The organism is Streptomyces canus (genome assembly GCF_041435015.1).
In the GTDB taxonomy this organism is placed as follows: domain Bacteria; phylum Actinomycetota; class Actinomycetes; order Streptomycetales; family Streptomycetaceae; genus Streptomyces; species Streptomyces canus_G.
Genome location: NZ_CP107989.1, coordinates 8341829 through 8357073, shown reverse-complemented (window position 1 = coordinate 8357073; position 15245 = coordinate 8341829). Strand labels below are relative to the sequence as shown.

At 70.3% G+C, this 15245-nt stretch carries 14 protein-coding genes; 1 reads left to right on the top strand and 13 read right to left on the bottom strand.

All coding sequences use genetic code 11. The annotated features are described in order from the left end of the window. The 6 genes from carB to pyrR all read right to left on the bottom strand — a co-directional run bounded on the left by carB (position 1) and on the right by pyrR (position 7981). Positions 1–3309: a carbamoyl-phosphate synthase large subunit gene (gene carB, locus OG841_RS38175; RefSeq protein ID WP_371568848.1), complete on the bottom strand. Its 3309-nt coding sequence runs from the start codon at positions 3307–3309 to the stop codon at positions 1–3. Beyond that, positions 3302–4459 carry a glutamine-hydrolyzing carbamoyl-phosphate synthase small subunit gene (gene carA, locus OG841_RS38170; RefSeq protein WP_365119936.1) on the bottom strand — a complete coding sequence of 386 codons (1158 nt, stop codon included), beginning with the start codon at positions 4457–4459 and terminating at the stop codon, positions 3302–3304. Before carA ends, carB begins: the two co-directional genes overlap by 8 nt. Then, the gene (locus OG841_RS38165; protein WP_371568845.1) at positions 4456–5046 is read right to left on the bottom strand and encodes a PH-like domain-containing protein; all 591 of its coding nucleotides are present in this window, start codon (positions 5044–5046) and stop codon (positions 4456–4458) included. Before OG841_RS38165 ends, carA begins: the two co-directional genes overlap by 4 nt. After that, entirely contained in the window at positions 5043–6338 is a 1296-nt protein-coding gene (locus OG841_RS38160; protein ID WP_371568842.1) for a dihydroorotase, read from the bottom strand. Before OG841_RS38160 ends, OG841_RS38165 begins: the two co-directional genes overlap by 4 nt. A gap of 5 nt (positions 6339–6343) precedes the next feature. Next, the gene (locus OG841_RS38155; RefSeq protein WP_328637224.1) at positions 6344–7321 is read right to left on the bottom strand and encodes an aspartate carbamoyltransferase catalytic subunit; all 978 of its coding nucleotides are present in this window, start codon (positions 7319–7321) and stop codon (positions 6344–6346) included. A gap of 87 nt (positions 7322–7408) precedes the next feature. Further along, the gene (gene pyrR, locus OG841_RS38150; protein WP_371568838.1) at positions 7409–7981 is read right to left on the bottom strand and encodes a bifunctional pyr operon transcriptional regulator/uracil phosphoribosyltransferase PyrR; all 573 of its coding nucleotides are present in this window, start codon (positions 7979–7981) and stop codon (positions 7409–7411) included. A 253-nt stretch (positions 7982–8234) separates the two neighbouring features. Here pyrR and bldD point away from each other — a divergent pair, with 253 nt between their 5' ends. Then, positions 8235–8735, top strand: a complete 501-nt coding sequence (bldD, locus tag OG841_RS38145) for a transcriptional regulator BldD (protein WP_007380685.1) — start codon at positions 8235–8237, stop codon at positions 8733–8735. Positions 8736–8924: 189 nt separating this feature from the next. Here bldD and nusB read toward each other — a convergent pair whose 3' ends face one another. The 7 genes from nusB to aroC all read right to left on the bottom strand — a co-directional run bounded on the left by nusB (position 8925) and on the right by aroC (position 15113). After that, the gene (gene nusB / locus OG841_RS38140; RefSeq protein WP_057614158.1) at positions 8925–9359 is read right to left on the bottom strand and encodes a transcription antitermination factor NusB; all 435 of its coding nucleotides are present in this window, start codon (positions 9357–9359) and stop codon (positions 8925–8927) included. A gap of 2 nt (positions 9360–9361) precedes the next feature. After that, positions 9362–9928 (bottom strand): elongation factor P, encoded by a 567-nt coding sequence (gene efp / locus OG841_RS38135; protein WP_057614159.1) that lies wholly within the window; start codon positions 9926–9928, stop codon positions 9362–9364. Between the two features lie 49 nt (positions 9929–9977). Continuing rightward, positions 9978–11081: an aminopeptidase P family protein gene (locus OG841_RS38130; protein ID WP_328637225.1), complete on the bottom strand. Its 1104-nt coding sequence runs from the start codon at positions 11079–11081 to the stop codon at positions 9978–9980. A 78-nt stretch (positions 11082–11159) separates the two neighbouring features. Further along, entirely contained in the window at positions 11160–12038 is an 879-nt protein-coding gene (locus OG841_RS38125) for a Pro-rich N-terminal domain-containing protein (RefSeq protein ID WP_371568833.1), read from the bottom strand. A gap of 290 nt (positions 12039–12328) precedes the next feature. Then, positions 12329–13420 carry a 3-dehydroquinate synthase gene (gene aroB / locus OG841_RS38120; protein WP_059207965.1) on the bottom strand — a complete coding sequence of 364 codons (1092 nt, stop codon included), beginning with the start codon at positions 13418–13420 and terminating at the stop codon, positions 12329–12331. Further along, entirely contained in the window at positions 13417–13932 is a 516-nt protein-coding gene (locus OG841_RS38115) for a shikimate kinase (RefSeq protein ID WP_328637227.1), read from the bottom strand. Before OG841_RS38115 ends, aroB begins: the two co-directional genes overlap by 4 nt. Beyond that, entirely contained in the window at positions 13929–15113 is a 1185-nt protein-coding gene (gene aroC / locus OG841_RS38110) for a chorismate synthase (protein ID WP_059207963.1), read from the bottom strand. Before aroC ends, OG841_RS38115 begins: the two co-directional genes overlap by 4 nt. Positions 15114–15245: the final 132 nt, after the last annotated feature.

The following is a 15245-nucleotide window of genomic DNA, read 5'->3' as shown; positions in this document are numbered from 1 at the left end:
CTAGTCGCGGGCCGCGGTCAGGTGTTCGGCGTGTTCCTGGAGCGAACGGACGCCCACGTCACCGTGGTTGAGGGCGTCGATGCCCTGGACGGCGGCGGCGAGCGCCTGGACCGTCGTGAGGCACGGGACCGACCGCGCCACGGCCGCCGTACGGATCTCGTAGCCGTCGAGGCGGCCGCCGGTGCCGTACGGGGTGTTGACGATGAGGTCGACCTCGCCGTCGTGGATGAGCTGGACGATGGTCTTCTCGCCGTTCGGGCCGGTGCCCTCGGACTGCTTGCGCACGACGGTGGCGTTGATGCCGTTGCGCTTGAGGACCTCGGCGGTGCCGGAGGTGGCGAGCAGTTCGAAGCCGTGGGCGACCAGCTCGCGCGCCGGGAAGATCATCGAGCGCTTGTCACGGTTGGCGACCGAGATGAACGCACGCCCCTTGGTCGGCAGCGGTCCGTAGGCGCCGGCCTGCGACTTGGCGTACGCCGTGCCGAAGACGGAGTCGATGCCCATGACCTCGCCGGTGGAACGCATCTCCGGGCCGAGGACCGTGTCGACGCCGCGGCCGTGGATGTCGCGGAAGCGCGACCACGGCATGACCGCCTCCTTGACGGAGATCGGCGCGTCCAGCGGGAGTTCGCCGCCGTCGCCGTTGGCCGGAAGCAGGCCCTCGGCTCGCAGTTCGGCGACGGTCGCGCCCAGCGAGATCCGGGCGGCGGCCTTGGCGAGCGGCACGGCGGTCGCCTTCGAGGTGAAGGGGACGGTGCGGGACGCGCGCGGGTTGGCCTCAAGGACGTAGAGGATGTCACCGGCCATGGCGAACTGGATGTTGATCAGGCCCCGGACGCCCACCCCGCGCGCGATGGCCTCCGTGGAGGCCCGCAGACGCTTGATGTCGAAGCCGCCCAGCGTGATCGGCGGCAGTGCGCACGCCGAGTCGCCCGAGTGGATGCCGGCCTCCTCGATGTGCTCCATCACGCCGCCCAGGTAGAGCTCCTGGCCGTCGTAGAGGGCGTCGACGTCGATCTCGATGGCGTCGTCGAGGAAGCGGTCGACCAGGACCGGGCGCGAAGGGCTGATCTCGGTGGACTCGGCGATGTAGGCCTCGAGGCGGGTCTCGTCGTAGACGATCTCCATGCCGCGGCCGCCGAGGACGTAGGAGGGCCGTACGAGGACCGGGTAGCCGATCTCGTCCGCGATGGCCTTGGCGCCGGCGAAGGTGGTGGCGGTGCCGTGCTTGGGGGCCGGCAGGCCCGCCTCGGCGAGGACACGGCCGAAGGCACCGCGGTCCTCGGCGGCGTGGATCGCCTCGGGCGGGGTGCCCACGACCGGCACGCCGTTGTCCTTGAGCGCCTGCGCCAGACCCAGCGGGGTCTGCCCGCCGAGCTGCACGATCACGCCCGCGACCGGACCGGCCTGCTGCTCCGCGTGGACGATCTCCAGGACGTCCTCGAGCGTGAGCGGCTCGAAGTACAGCCGGTCGGAGGTGTCGTAGTCGGTGGAGACGGTCTCGGGGTTGCAGTTGACCATCACCGTCTCGTACCCGGCGTCGGACAGCGCGAAGGAGGCGTGCACGCAGGAGTAGTCGAACTCGATGCCCTGGCCGATGCGGTTCGGACCGGAGCCCAGGATGATCACCGCGGGCTTGGTCCGGGGCGCGACCTCGCTCTCCTCGTCGTAGGAGGAGTAGAAGTACGGCGTCCTGGCGGCGAACTCGGCGGCGCAGGTGTCGACGGTCTTGTAGACCGGGCGCACGCCCAGCGCGTGCCGCACCTCGCGCACCACGTCCTCGCGCAGGCCCCGGATCTCGCCGATCTGCTGGTCGGAGAAGCCGTGCCGCTTGGCCTCGGCGAGGAGATCGGCGTCCAGACGCTCAGCGGAGGCCAGCTCGTCCGCGGTCTCCTTGATCAGGAAGAGCTGGTCGACGAACCAGGGGTCGATCTTCGTGTACGCGAAGACCTCCTCCGGCGTGGCACCCGCGCGGATGGCCTGCATGACGGTGTTGACCCGGCCGTCGGTGGGCCGTACCGACTCCTCCAGGAGGGCGGTCTTGTCGCCGGGCTCGTCGACGAAGGTGAACTGGCTGCCCTTCTTCTCCAGCGAGCGAAGGGCCTTCTGGAAGGCCTCGGTGAAGTTGCGGCCGATCGCCATGGCCTCGCCGACCGACTTCATGGTGGTCGTCAGCGTCGAATCCGCGGACGGGAACTTCTCGAAGGCGAACCGGGGGGCCTTGACCACCACGTAGTCGAGCGTCGGCTCGAAGGAGGCCGGGGTCTGCTCGGTGATGTCGTTCGGGATCTCGTCCAGCGTGTAGCCGACGGCGAGCTTCGCGGCGATCTTGGCGATCGGGAAGCCGGTCGCCTTGGACGCGAGCGCCGAGGAGCGGGACACGCGCGGGTTCATCTCGATGACGATGACGCGGCCGTCCTCGGGGTCCACCGCGAACTGGATGTTGCAGCCGCCGGTGTCGACGCCGACCTCGCGGATGATCGCGATGCCGACGTCACGCAGCACCTGGTACTCGCGGTCGGTCAGCGTCATCGCGGGGGCGACGGTGATCGAGTCGCCGGTGTGCACGCCCATGGGGTCGAAGTTCTCGATGGAGCAGACGACCACGACGTTGTCGTGCTTGTCGCGCATCAGCTCCAGTTCGTACTCCTTCCAGCCGAGGATGGACTCCTCCAGGAGCACCTCGGTGGTCGGCGAGAGCGTGAGGCCCTGTCCGGCGATGCGGCGCAGTTCCTCCTCGTTGTGCGCGAAGCCGGAGCCGGCGCCGCCCATGGTGAAGGACGGGCGGACGACGACGGGGTAGCCGCCGAGCGTCTCGACGCCCTGCAGGACGTCGTCCATGGAGTGGCAGATGACCGAGCGAGCGGACTCGCCGTGCCCGATCTTCTTGCGGACCTCCTCCACGACGTCCTTGAACAGGTCGCGGTCCTCGCCCTTGTTGATCGCCTCGACGTTGGCGCCGATCAGCTCGACGCCGTACTTGTCGAGGGTCCCGGCGTCATGCAGCGAGATCGCCGTGTTGAGGGCCGTCTGGCCGCCCAGGGTGGGCAGCAGGGCGTCGGGGCGCTCCTTGGCGATGATCTTCTCGACGAACTCCGGGGTGATCGGCTCGACGTAGGTGGCGTCGGCGATCTCCGGGTCGGTCATGATCGTCGCCGGGTTGGAGTTGACCAGGATCACCCTGAGACCCTCGGCCTTCAGGACCCGGCACGCCTGCGTGCCGGAGTAGTCGAACTCGGCGGCCTGGCCGATGACGATCGGGCCGGAGCCGATGACCAGGACGGACTGGATATCGGTGCGCTTAGGCACGCTGGCCCTCCATCGGAACTGTGTTCATCAAAGACGTGAAGCGGTCGAACAGGTAGGCGGCGTCGTGCGGACCCGCTGCCGCTTCGGGGTGGTACTGGACGGAGAAGGCCGGCTGGTCGAGCAGCTGGAGTCCCTCCACGACGTTGTCGTTCAAGCAGACGTGCGAGACCTCCACGCGCCCGAACCTGGTCTCGCTGACCTTGTCGAGCGGCGCGTCCACGGCGAATCCGTGGTTGTGCGCGGTGACCTCGACCTTGCCGGTGGTCCGGTCCTGCACGGGCTGGTTGATGCCCCGGTGGCCGTACTTCAGCTTGTAGGTGCCGAAGCCGAGCGCGCGGCCGAGGATCTGGTTGCCGAAGCAGATGCCGAACAGCGGCGTCCTGCGCTCCAGGACGGCGGTCATCAGCGCGACCGGTCCGTCGGCGGTGGCCGGGTCGCCGGGCCCGTTGGAGAAGAACACTCCGTCGGGGGCGACGGCGTAGACGTCCTCCACGGTGGCCGTGGCCGGCAGGACGTGCACCTCGATGCCGCGCTCGGCCATGCGGTGCGGGGTCATGCCCTTGATGCCGAGGTCGATCGCGGCGACCGTGAACTTCTTCTCACCGACCGCGGGGACGACGTACGCCTCCTTGGTGGCGACCTCCTCGTAGAGCGAGGCGCCCTTCATGTGCGGCTGGGCCTGCACGCGCGCGACGAGCTCGGGCTCGGCGGCGATCGCCTCGCCGGAGAAGATCCCGGCGCGCATCGAGCCGCGCTCGCGCAGGTGGCGGGTGAGCGCGCGGGTGTCGATGCCGGAGATCCCGACGATGTTCTGCGCGACCAGCTCGTCGTCCAGGGAGCGCTTGGCGCGCCAGTTGGACGGCACGCGCGCGGGGTCGCGCACGACGTAGCCGGAGACCCAGATGCGGCTCGACTCGTCGTCCTCGTCGTTCCAGCCGGTGTTGCCGATCTGCGGGGCGGTCGCGACGACGATCTGGCGGTCGTACGACGGGTCGGTCAGGGTCTCCTGGTAGCCGGTCATGCCGGTGGAGAAGACGGCCTCGCCGAAGGTCTCCCCCACGGCCCCGTAGGAACGGCCGCGGAAGATCCGGCCGTCCTCCAGGACGAGTACCGCAGGAGCCTTCGAGGCCCCCCTTGTGGAGGTCGTCATCGTGCGCCTTCCGTTTCCGTCTTGTTGATCATGGAGTTAATGGCGTCGACCCAGTCGGTGTGCTCGGCCGCGTGGTCGGAGCGGAACCCTGAGTCGATCAGACGCTCGCCGTGGGCCCAGGTCACCACGAGGAGCCCGCCCTCGGTCAGGACCTTGCCGGCGATGCCCTTGCCGAGCACGGCCTCCCGCAGGGCCTCGCGCGGGATGAAGAAGTCGGTCGCACCGGGGCGCACGACGTCCAGTCCCGCGTCCGTCAGCGTGAGCTCGACCCGGCTGCGGGCGCCCAGGCCGTGCGCCACGATCCGGTCGAGCCACTGCCCCGCGGTGGTCGAGCCGTGGTAGCGGCCACTCATGCCCAGTCTCACCGGGCCGGGGGCGTCCGGCGCGGTGGGGAGCTCGGGCAGATCGCCCTGGAGCGTGCCGCGCCACTTCCAGCCCTCGCGCATCAGCCAGTAGACGAGCGCGACGAAGAGGGCGAGGCCGACGAGCCAGCCGACGCGGGCGGCCCAGTCGGTGACCTCGGCCGACTTCTTCTCGGCGGCGAGGCCGGTGGCGAATCCGTTGGCGAGCAGAGTTGCAGGTGTCACGTGAGCTTCCCGTCGACGAGCGTGGCCTTGCCCCGGAGCCACGTGTGCGTGACACGGCCCGGCAGCTCACGCCCCTCGTACGGAGTGTTGCGGCTGCGCGAGGCGAAGCCCGCGGGGTCCACGGACCCACGGTATTCCGTGTCGACGAGCATGAGGTTGGCGGGCTCACCAGCCGAGACGGGACGCCCGTGCCCCTTCGCCCGACCGATCTCGGCGGGCTTGAAGGACATGCGCTCGGCGACCCCGGCCCAGTCGAGGAGCCCGGTGTCCACCATGGTCTCCTGCACCACCGACAACGCGGTCTCCAGGCCGACCATGCCCATGGCGGCCGCGGCCCACTCGCAGTCCTTGTCCTCGTGCGGGTGCGGGGCGTGGTCGGTGGCGACGATGTCGATGGTGCCGTCGGCCAGGGCCTCGCGCAGGGCGAGCACGTCCTGCTGGGTGCGCAGCGGCGGGTTCACCTTGTAGACGGGGTTGTACGACCGGACCAGCTCGTCGGTGAGGAGCAGGTGGTGCGGGGTGACCTCGGCGGTGACGTCGATGCCGCGGGACTTGGCCCAGCGGACGATCTCGACGGACCCGGCGGTCGAGAGGTGGCAGATGTGGACGCGGGAGCCGACGTGCTCGGCGAGCAGGACATCCCTGGCGATGATCGATTCCTCGGCCACCGAGGGCCAGCCCCCGAGCCCCAGCTCGGCGGAGACGACGCCCTCGTTCATCTGGGCGCCCTCGGTCAGCCGCGGCTCCTGGGCGTGCTGGGCGACGACCCCGCCGAAGGCCTTCACGTACTCCAGTGCGCGCCGCATGATCACGGCGTCGTCGACGCACTTGCCGTCGTCGGAGAAGACGGTCACACCGGCGGCCGACTCGTGCATGGCACCGAGCTCGGCGAGCTTGCGGCCCTCCAGGCCGACGGTGACCGCACCGATGGGCTGCACGTCGCAGTAGCCGTGCTGCTGGCCGAGCCGGTAGACCTGCTCGACCACACCGGCGGTGTCGGCGACCGGGAAGGTGTTGGCCATGGCGAACACGGCGGTGTAGCCGCCGGAGGCGGCCGCGCGTGTGCCCGTCAGCACGGTCTCGGAGTCCTCGCGGCCCGGTTCGCGCAGATGGGTGTGCAGGTCGACGAGGCCCGGCAGGAGCACCTTTCCGGCCGCGTCGACGACCTCGGCACCCTCGGCGCCTTCGTCCGAGATCCCCGTACCGACCGCCTCGATGACCGAGCCGTCGATCAGCACGTCCTGCGGCTCGCCGCCCAGGACCTTCGCACCACGGATCAGGATCTTGCTCATGTGACTTACTTCTCCTCGATACGGGTGTGGGAGACGGCGGGTTCGTTGCCACCGAGAAGCAGATACAGAACGGCCATCCGGATGGAGACTCCGTTTGCGACCTGCTCGACGACGGTGCAGCGGTCGGAGTCGGCGACCTCGGCGGTGATCTCCATGCCGCGGACCATCGGGCCGGGGTGCATCACGATGGCGTGCTCCGGCATCCGCGCCATGCGGTCGCCGTCCAGGCCGTAGCGCCGCGAGTACTCGCGCTCGGTCGGGAAGAAGGCGGCGTTCATCCGCTCGCGCTGCACGCGCAGCATCATCACCGCGTCGGACTTGGCGAGGGTGCTGTCGAGGTCGTACGCCACCTCGCAGGGCCAGGTCTCGATGCCGACCGGCACCAGGGTGGGCGGGGCGACGAGGGTGACCTGGGCGCCGAGGATGTGCAGCAGGTCGACGTTGGAGCGGGCGACCCGGCTGTGCAGGATGTCACCGACGATCGTGATGCGCTTGCCGGCGAGGTCCTGGCCGATTCCCGCGTCCCGGCCGACGAGCCGGCGGCGCATGGTGAACGCGTCCAGCAGGGCCTGGGTGGGGTGCTGGTGGGTGCCGTCACCGGCGTTGATGACGGCCGCGTCGATCCAGCCGGAGGTGGCGAGGCGATACGGCGCCCCCGAGGCGCCGTGGCGGATGACGACGGCGTCGACACCCATGGCCTCCAGGGTCTGTGCGGTGTCCTTGAGGGACTCGCCCTTGGACACGCTGGAGCCCTTGGCGGTGAAGTTGATGACGTCCGCCGAGAGACGCTTCTCGGCGGCTTCGAAGGAGATACGCGTGCGCGTGGAGTCCTCGAAGAAGAGATTGACGATCGTGCGGCCGCGCAGGGTCGGCAGCTTCTTGATAGGCCGGTCGGCGACCCTGGCCATCTCCTCGGCGGTGTCGAGGATCAGGACGGCGTCGTCGCGGGTGAGGTCGGCGGCCGAGATGAGATGACGCTGCATCTTTCAGGCTCCGTAAGGCAGTTCAGGATCGGGAGATTCCGGGCAGGCGAGGGCACGCCGGAAGGGGCGTACCCGGTCCGTCTGCCGCTAGGTCTGCTTCACACCGAGCAGCACGGTGTCGCGACCGTCCTCCTCGGCGAGCTGGACCTTGACCGTCTCCCGCAGCGACGTGGGGAGGTTCTTGCCGACGTAGTCGGCGCGGATGGGCAGTTCGCGGTGGCCTCTGTCGACGAGGACCGCGAGCTGCACCGCGCGGGGGCGCCCGATGTCGTTCAGGGCGTCCAGGGCGGCGCGGATGGTGCGGCCGGAGAAGAGCACGTCGTCGACGAGGACGACCAGACGGCCGTCGATGCCGTCACCGGGGATCTCGGTGCGGGCCAGCGCACGCGGCGGGTGCATGCGCAGATCGTCGCGGTACATGGTGATGTCGAGCGAACCGACCGGAATCCTGCGGTCGGTGATCTCCTCGAGCTTGACGGCGAGCCGCTGGGCGAGGAAGACGCCTCGGGTGGGGATGCCGAGGAGCACCACGTCGTCGGCGCCCTTGGCGCGTTCGACGATCTCGTGGGCGATACGGGTCAGCACGCGTGCGATGTCGGGGCCTTCGAGAACGGGCCGGGCATCGGACGCCTGGTGGTCGGAAGTGTCCTGATTGTCCATACGAAACGGACCTCCTTCTCCGCCTCACGGGACGGACCTTAAAGGACGTCGGATTTGCGCCATCCACGGTAGCAGGCCGGAACGACGTCCCTGATCACCCCCTTGGCCCAATCAGCCACCACTCTCACGGAAGCGTCGGTGTGGACCATTCGGCTTGACGCAGAAGAGTCACGCTGCGTAACCTCACAGTGAGTTACCAGACGCGCGGCTCGAAACCACTGCGGCCGCGTCGATCCAGTGTCCGGGGAGCTATATGTCCAGCGAATACGCCAAACAGCTCGGGGCCAAGCTCCGGGCCATCCGCACCCAGCAGGGCCTTTCCCTCCACGGTGTCGAGGAGAAGTCCCAGGGACGCTGGAAAGCGGTCGTGGTCGGTTCGTACGAGCGCGGCGACCGCGCGGTGACGGTGCAGCGTCTTGCCGAGTTGGCGGATTTCTACGGCGTTCCGGTACAGGAGCTGCTGCCCGGCACCACTCCGGGCGGGGCCGCCGAGCCGCCGCCGAAGCTGGTCCTGGACCTGGAGCGGCTGGCCCACGTCCCGGCCGAGAAGGCCGGCCCCCTCCAGCGGTATGCGGCCACCATCCAGTCCCAGCGTGGTGACTACAACGGCAAGGTGCTCTCGATCCGCCAGGACGACCTGCGCACACTGGCCGTCATCTACGACCAGTCCCCCTCGGTGCTCACCGAGCAGCTGATCAGCTGGGGCGTGCTGGACGCGGACGCGCGTCGCGCGGTGTCCCACGAGGACAGCTGAACCGCTCCCAGCCTCAGCAGAAACGTGCCGCCGGGGTGGCCGGAACTTCACGGTTCCGGCCACCCCGGCGGCTTTCTGCGCGCCTTGCGGGGCCTGCGCGTACGCGGACGCCTGAGGGCCCGCAGCGGTCTCGCTGCGGGCCCTCAGGCGTTTCACGCCTCTTGCGCGTCGTGCCGACGTCGTCCTGACCTACGCCTCGTCCCGGCGCAGTGACGGCTTCAGGTCCTTGAGCCGACCCAGCAGGCCGTTCACGAACGAGGGCGACTCGTCCGTGGAGAACTCCTTCGCCAGCTGCACCATCTCGTCGAGCACCACCGCGTCCGGGGTCTCATCGGCCCAGATCAGCTCATGGGCGCCCAGACGCAGGATGTTGCGGTCGACGACCGGCATCCGGTCCAGCGTCCAGCCGACCGAGTACTGCGCGATCAGCTCGTCGATGCGCTTCGCGTGCTCCGCGTAGCCCTCGACCAGCTGCATCGTGTACTCGCTCACCGGCGGCTGCCGGGTGTCTTCCCGGGAAAGCCGGATCCAGTCCGCCAGGACCGTCAGGACGTCGACTCCGCGCTGGTCGCCCTCGAAGAGGATCTGGAAGGCGCGCTTGCGGGCCGTGTTGCGGGCAGCCACGGTTAGCTGTTCACCCGGCCGAGGTAGTCACTCGTGCGGGTGTCGACCTTGATCTTCTCACCGGTGGTGATGAAGAGCGGGACCTGGATCTGGTGACCGGTCTCCAGGGTGGCGGGCTTGGTGCCGCCGGTGGAGCGGTCGCCCTGCAGGCCCGGCTCGGTCTCCTGGACGACGAGCTCGACGGCGGCCGGCAGCTCGACGAAGAGCACCTCGCCCTCGTGCTGCGCCACGGTGGCGGTGAAGCCCTCGATCAGGAAGTTGGCGGCGTCGCCGACGGCCTTGCGGTCGATCATCAGCTGGTCGTAGGTCTCCATGTCCATGAAGACGAAGTACTCGCCGTCCATGTACGAGAACTGCATGTCGCGCTTGTCGACAGTGGCCGTCTCGACCTTGACGCCGGCGTTGAACGTCTTGTCGACGACCTTGCCGGACAGCACGTTCTTGAGCTTGGTGCGCACGAATGCAGGGCCCTTGCCGGGCTTGACGTGCTGGAACTCGACGACGGACCAGAGCTGGCCGCCTTCGAGCTTGAGCACCAGGCCGTTCTTGAGGTCGTTCGTGGAAGCCACGGTTGCGGAATCTCCTGGACTGACGTGGACGACCCCGGCGCACGCACTCCTACAGCGCGAGCAGCTCCTTGGTCGTGATGGTGAGTAGCTCGGGTCCGCCGTCCGCCTCGGGGCGTACGACGAGCGTGTCATCGATCCGGACGCCGCCCCGTCCCGGGAGGTGGACCCCCGGTTCGACGGTGACCGGCACGCAAGCGTCCAGTTTACCCATGGCCGCGGGGGCCAACTGCGGGTCCTCGTCGATTTCCAGTCCCACACCGTGTCCGGTGAGGGTCGGGAGGCCCTCGTGGTGGCCCCCGGACTCCAGTACCTGACGGGCCGCACGGTCCACGTCGCGGTAGGCCGCACCGGGTGTCAGCGACTCGCGTCCGGCCCGCTGAGCGGCGAAGACGAGGTCGTACAACTCGATCTGCCAGTCGGCGGGGGACGTACCGATGACGAAGGTACGGCCGATCTCGCAGCGGTATCCGCGATAGCTCGCGCCCAGGCAGACGGAGAGGAAATCGCCCTCCTCGACACGGCGGTCGGTGGGACGGTGGCCGGGGCGGCCGGCGTTCGGGCCGGTACCCACGGACGTGGCGAAGGCCGGGCCGTCGGCGCCGTGGTCGACGAGACGGCGCTCCAGCTCGAGGGCGAGATGTCGCTCGGTGCGGCCGACGAGGATGGACTCCAGGAGTTCTCCCAGTGCCTGGTCGGCGATCTCGGCGCCGATGCGCAGGCAGGAGATCTCCTCCTCGTCCTTGATGACGCGGAGCTGTTCGACCGCGCCCGCGAGGTCTGCGAGGAGCAGCCGCGGGACGACCGAGCGGATGGCTCTGTGGCGGCCGACGGTGAGGTGGTGTTCCTCGACGGCGAGGGTGTCGGCGTGCTGCCCCGCCGCGAGGTCGGCCGCGGCGACGGCCGGGTCGCCGGCGGCGCCGGGGAGGGTGTGGATCCGCAGGGCCTCGTCGGGACGGCCGTCCATGCGGTCGTCCAGCGGACCGGGGCAGAGCAGGACGTCCTCACGTGCGCCGAGCAGGAGGACGGCGCCGCGGGGGGCGGTGCCCGCGAGGTAGCGGACGTTGGCGGGGCGGGAGATCAGCGCGCTGGCGCTGCCGCTGGCTTGACAGCGGGCCCTGAGCTTCGTTCTCCGGGTGACGTACACCTCTGACATGACACGAGCGTAGGAGTCATACGGGTGCGGCGCCGTTCGGGAGAGGCCGAGTGGGGGTTCGGTGCGGATCCTCTGCGATCACCAGCTCGGTGGGCTCGCGATCGACCGCGCCAGCACGTCGTCCAGGACCCTCGCCGTCTGGGCCACGTCCATCTGACTGTTGTCGATGATCGGCAGGCCCGAGCCGTACCACCCGGCCATCCGGCCGTGGATCCGGGCGACCTCTTCGTCGGTCAGGCGGCGGTTGCCCGAGCGTTCGGCGTTGCGCTCCAGGACGATCTCCAGGCCGGGCAGCAGGACCACGGGCAGCAGTCCCGGGCCGACGTGCCGCTTCCAGCCGCCGAGGCCGACCACCGGACGGTCGGGGAAGACGGCGTCGTCGAGGATGCAGGAGATGCCGTTGGCCAGGAAGTTGCGGGCGGCGAAGCCGCAGGTGCGGCGGGCGAGGCGGTACTGGGCCTCGGAGTGGTCGTTCCAGCCGGACTGCGGGTCGGCGAAGCCCGAGCGGACCCACTCCCGCACGTCGTCGAGGCTGATGTGGGCGGTGGGGACCCTGCGGTGGTCGGCCCAGTACTTGGCGACGCTCGTCTTGCCGGCGCCCGCCGGGCCGATGAGCAGCACGGCGAGGGTGGTGCCCGCGGGATCGGGCACGACCGCGGGCGGGGCGCTGGGGGCGCCCACGGGGGCGCCGGGCGGCAGCGGCACATGGCCGGTGGTGTCCGGCACCGGCGCGGGTGAGTGCTGCGGTGCGGGCGGGACCGGAGAGTGCTGCGGCGTCGGCGGAACCGGGGCCGGGGTGAAACCGGGTGCCGGAGGCGGTGGGGGCACCGGGGCGGAACCCTGGTGCGCACCCGGGTGATGCGGTCCCGGGTGGTGTGCGGCCGGCGACCAGCCGGCGGCGGGTCCGTGCCCCGGCTGATGGGGCGGCGGCAGCGGAGAACCCACTGCGTGCTGCATCCGGTGCCACTCCGTCTCGTCGTTTCGGCTTGCTCGCCTCCGGGGCGCTCGCGTCGGTGCCGGGAGCCCGACCGTGCTCGGCCCGAAGGCCTGTGCTCGCTCGTCCTCTCGTCTCCGACGCGCCCCTCCGGCTCACTCGCGGCAGGCTGATCGGCGCTGGTTACGGGGTGGTACATACCCCGCTCGTCACCGAACGGTACCGCCCCCGGCCTACGTTTGGTGAAACGGCCGGGGGCGCCCCGAAGTGCCCCTGGGGCAAGGCGAATCAGGCGGAACGCCCGTCGCGGGACTTACTGGCCGACCTCGCCGTACGCGGCGAGCAGGACCGCCGGGTCCGGGCCCTCCAGGACCGTGGGCTTGCCCAGTCCGTCGAGGACGATGAACCGCAGCAGATTGCCGCGGGACTTCTTGTCGACCTTCATGGTCTCCAGCAACTTCGGCCACTGGTCGTAGCGGTAGTGCAGCGGCAGGCCGACCGATTCGAGGACGGTGCGGTGGCGGTCGGCCGTCGCGTCGTCCAACCGGCCCGCCAGACGGCCCAGTTCGGCGGCGAAGTGCATGCCTACGGCGACCGCGGCGCCGTGCCGCCACTTGTACCGCTCGTTCTTCTCGATGGCGTGGGCAAGCGTGTGACCGTAGTTCAGGATCTCCCTGAGACCCGACTCCTTGAGGTCGGAGGAGACGACCTCGGCCTTGACCCGGATCGAGCGCTCGATGAGCTCGGCGGTGTGCGGGCCCGCCGGGGTGCGCGCGGCCTGCGGGTCGGACTCGATGAGCTCCAGGATCACCGGGTCGGCGATGAAGCCCGCCTTGATGATCTCGGCGAGTCCGGAGACGTAGTCGTTGACGGGCAGGGAGTCCAGCGCGGCCAGGTCGCACAGGACGCCGGCGGGCGGGTGGAAGGCGCCCACGAGGTTCTTGCCCTCGGCAGTGTTGATGCCGGTCTTGCCGCCGACGGCCGCGTCGACCATGGCGAGCACGGTCGTCGGGATGGCGATCCAGCGCACCCCGCGCAGCCAGGTCGCGGCCACGAACCCGGCGAGGTCGGTGGTGGCGCCGCCGCCGACGCCGACCACGACGTCGGTGCGGGTGAAGCCGGACTGTCCGAGCGCCTTCCAGCAGTAGGCGGCGACCTCGGCGGTCTTGGCCTCCTCCGCGTTCGGGACCTGGATGGCGACGGCCTCGAACCCCTGTCCGGCGAGGTCGGCGCGCAGCGCGTCACCGGTGTCGGCGAGCGCCTCGGGATGGATGATCGCGACCCGCTGCGCCTTCTCCCCGATCAACGCGCCGAGCTCACCCAGGAGTTGACGTCCCACCAGGACCTCGTACGGCTCGCTGCCCGCGGTGCCGCCGACCTGGATGCGCGTCACTGCCTCGCTCATGCTTCCTTCAACTCCAGTGCGTCCAGCGCGATTCGGGTGACTTCTTCGGGTGTACGGCCATCCGTGGCGACCACCGTGGTGGCGATCGACTCGTACAGGTGGCGGCGCGCCTCCATCAGCTCGCGCCACTGCTTGCGCGGGTTGACCGCGAGCAGCGGACGCGCGGCGTTCAGGCCGGTGCGCTTGACCGCCTCCTCGACGTCCATCGAGAGGTACACCACCTGCTGCCCGGCCAGCAGCGCGCGCGTGTCCGCGTCCAGGATCGAGCCGCCGCCCAGCGCGAGGACACCGTCGTGCTCGGCGAGCGCCTGCCGCACGGCGGCCTTCTCGATCGCCCGGAAGGCCGGCTCGCCCTCGTCGACGAAGATCTCCGCGATCGTGCGGCCCTGGTCGGCGACGATGTCGTCGTCGGTGTCCCGGTAGCCGACGCCGAGCCGCTCGGCCAGCAGCTGCCCGACGGTGGACTTGCCCACGCCCATCGGACCGACCAGCACCACCTGGGGACCGGTCATCGGATGGCCAGGTTCTCGAGGTAGGACCGCACGTTGCGGCGGGTCTCGGGCACGCTGTCGCCGCCGAACTTCTCCGCCACCGCGTCCGCCAGGACCAGGGCGACCATGGCCTCGGCGACGATGCCGGCGGCCGGGACCGCGGACACGTCGGAGCGCTGGTGGTGGGCCTGCGCGGCCTCGCCGGTGGTCACGTCGACGGTCTGCAGGGCGCGTGGCACGGTCGCGATCGGCTTCATCGCGGCCCGTACCCGCAGCAGCTCACCCGTGCTCAGTCCGCCCTCGGTCCCGCCCGAGCGGCCGGAGACGCGCCGGATGCCCTCGGGCGAGTTCACGATCTCGTCGTGCGCCTTCGAGCCCGGCACCCGCGCCAGCTCGAAGCCGTCGCCGAGCTCGACACCCTTGATCGCCTGGATGCCCATCAGCGCACCCGCCAGGCGGGCGTCCAGCTTGCGGTCCCAGTGCACGTGCGAGCCGAGACCCACGGGGACGCCGTACGCCAGGATCTCGACCACTCCGCCGAGGGTGTCGCCGTCCTTGTGGGCCTGGTCGATCTCCGCGACCATCGCCTTGGACGCGTCCGCGTCCAGGCAGCGCACCGGGTCCGCGTCCAGCTTCTCCACGTCGGCCGGGGTGGGGTACACGCCCTGCGGGGCCTTGGCCGAGGCCAGCTCCACGACATGGCTGACGATCTCGATGCCGGCCGTCTCCTTCAGGTACGACCGGGCCACCGCGCCCAGCGCCACCCGGGCCGCCGTCTCCCGGGCGGAGGCCCGCTCCAGGATCGGCCGGGCCTCGTCGAAGCCGTACTTCTGCATGCCCGCGAGGTCGGCGTGACCGGGCCGCGGCCGGGTCAGCGGCGCGTTGCGCGCGAGACCCGCCAGGATCTCCGGGTCGATGGGGTCGGCCGACATGACCTGCTCCCACTTGGGCCACTCGGTGTTGCCCACCATGATCGCGACCGGGGAACCCAGGCTGAGGCCGTGCCGGACGCCGCCGAGGAAGGTGACCTCGTCACGCTCGAACTTCATCCGGGCACCGCGGCCATAGCCCAGCCGCCGCCTCGCCAGGTGGTCCGCCACCATCTCCGTGGTGATGGGCACGCCGGCGGGAAGGCCCTCCAGCGTCGCGACGAGTGCGGGACCGTGGGATTCCCCCGCGGTCAGCCAGCGCAACCTGCTCAACGGTGCTCCTCAGTGCTCGCGCCCTGGTACTGCCCTGCTTACGCGCGTCCTCGCGTACGGCAACGGCGCGACCAGGTGCGCGGCCCCGGCCCGCCACCTCCGATCCTCCCACGTTCGGCGCCGGGAGCCGGT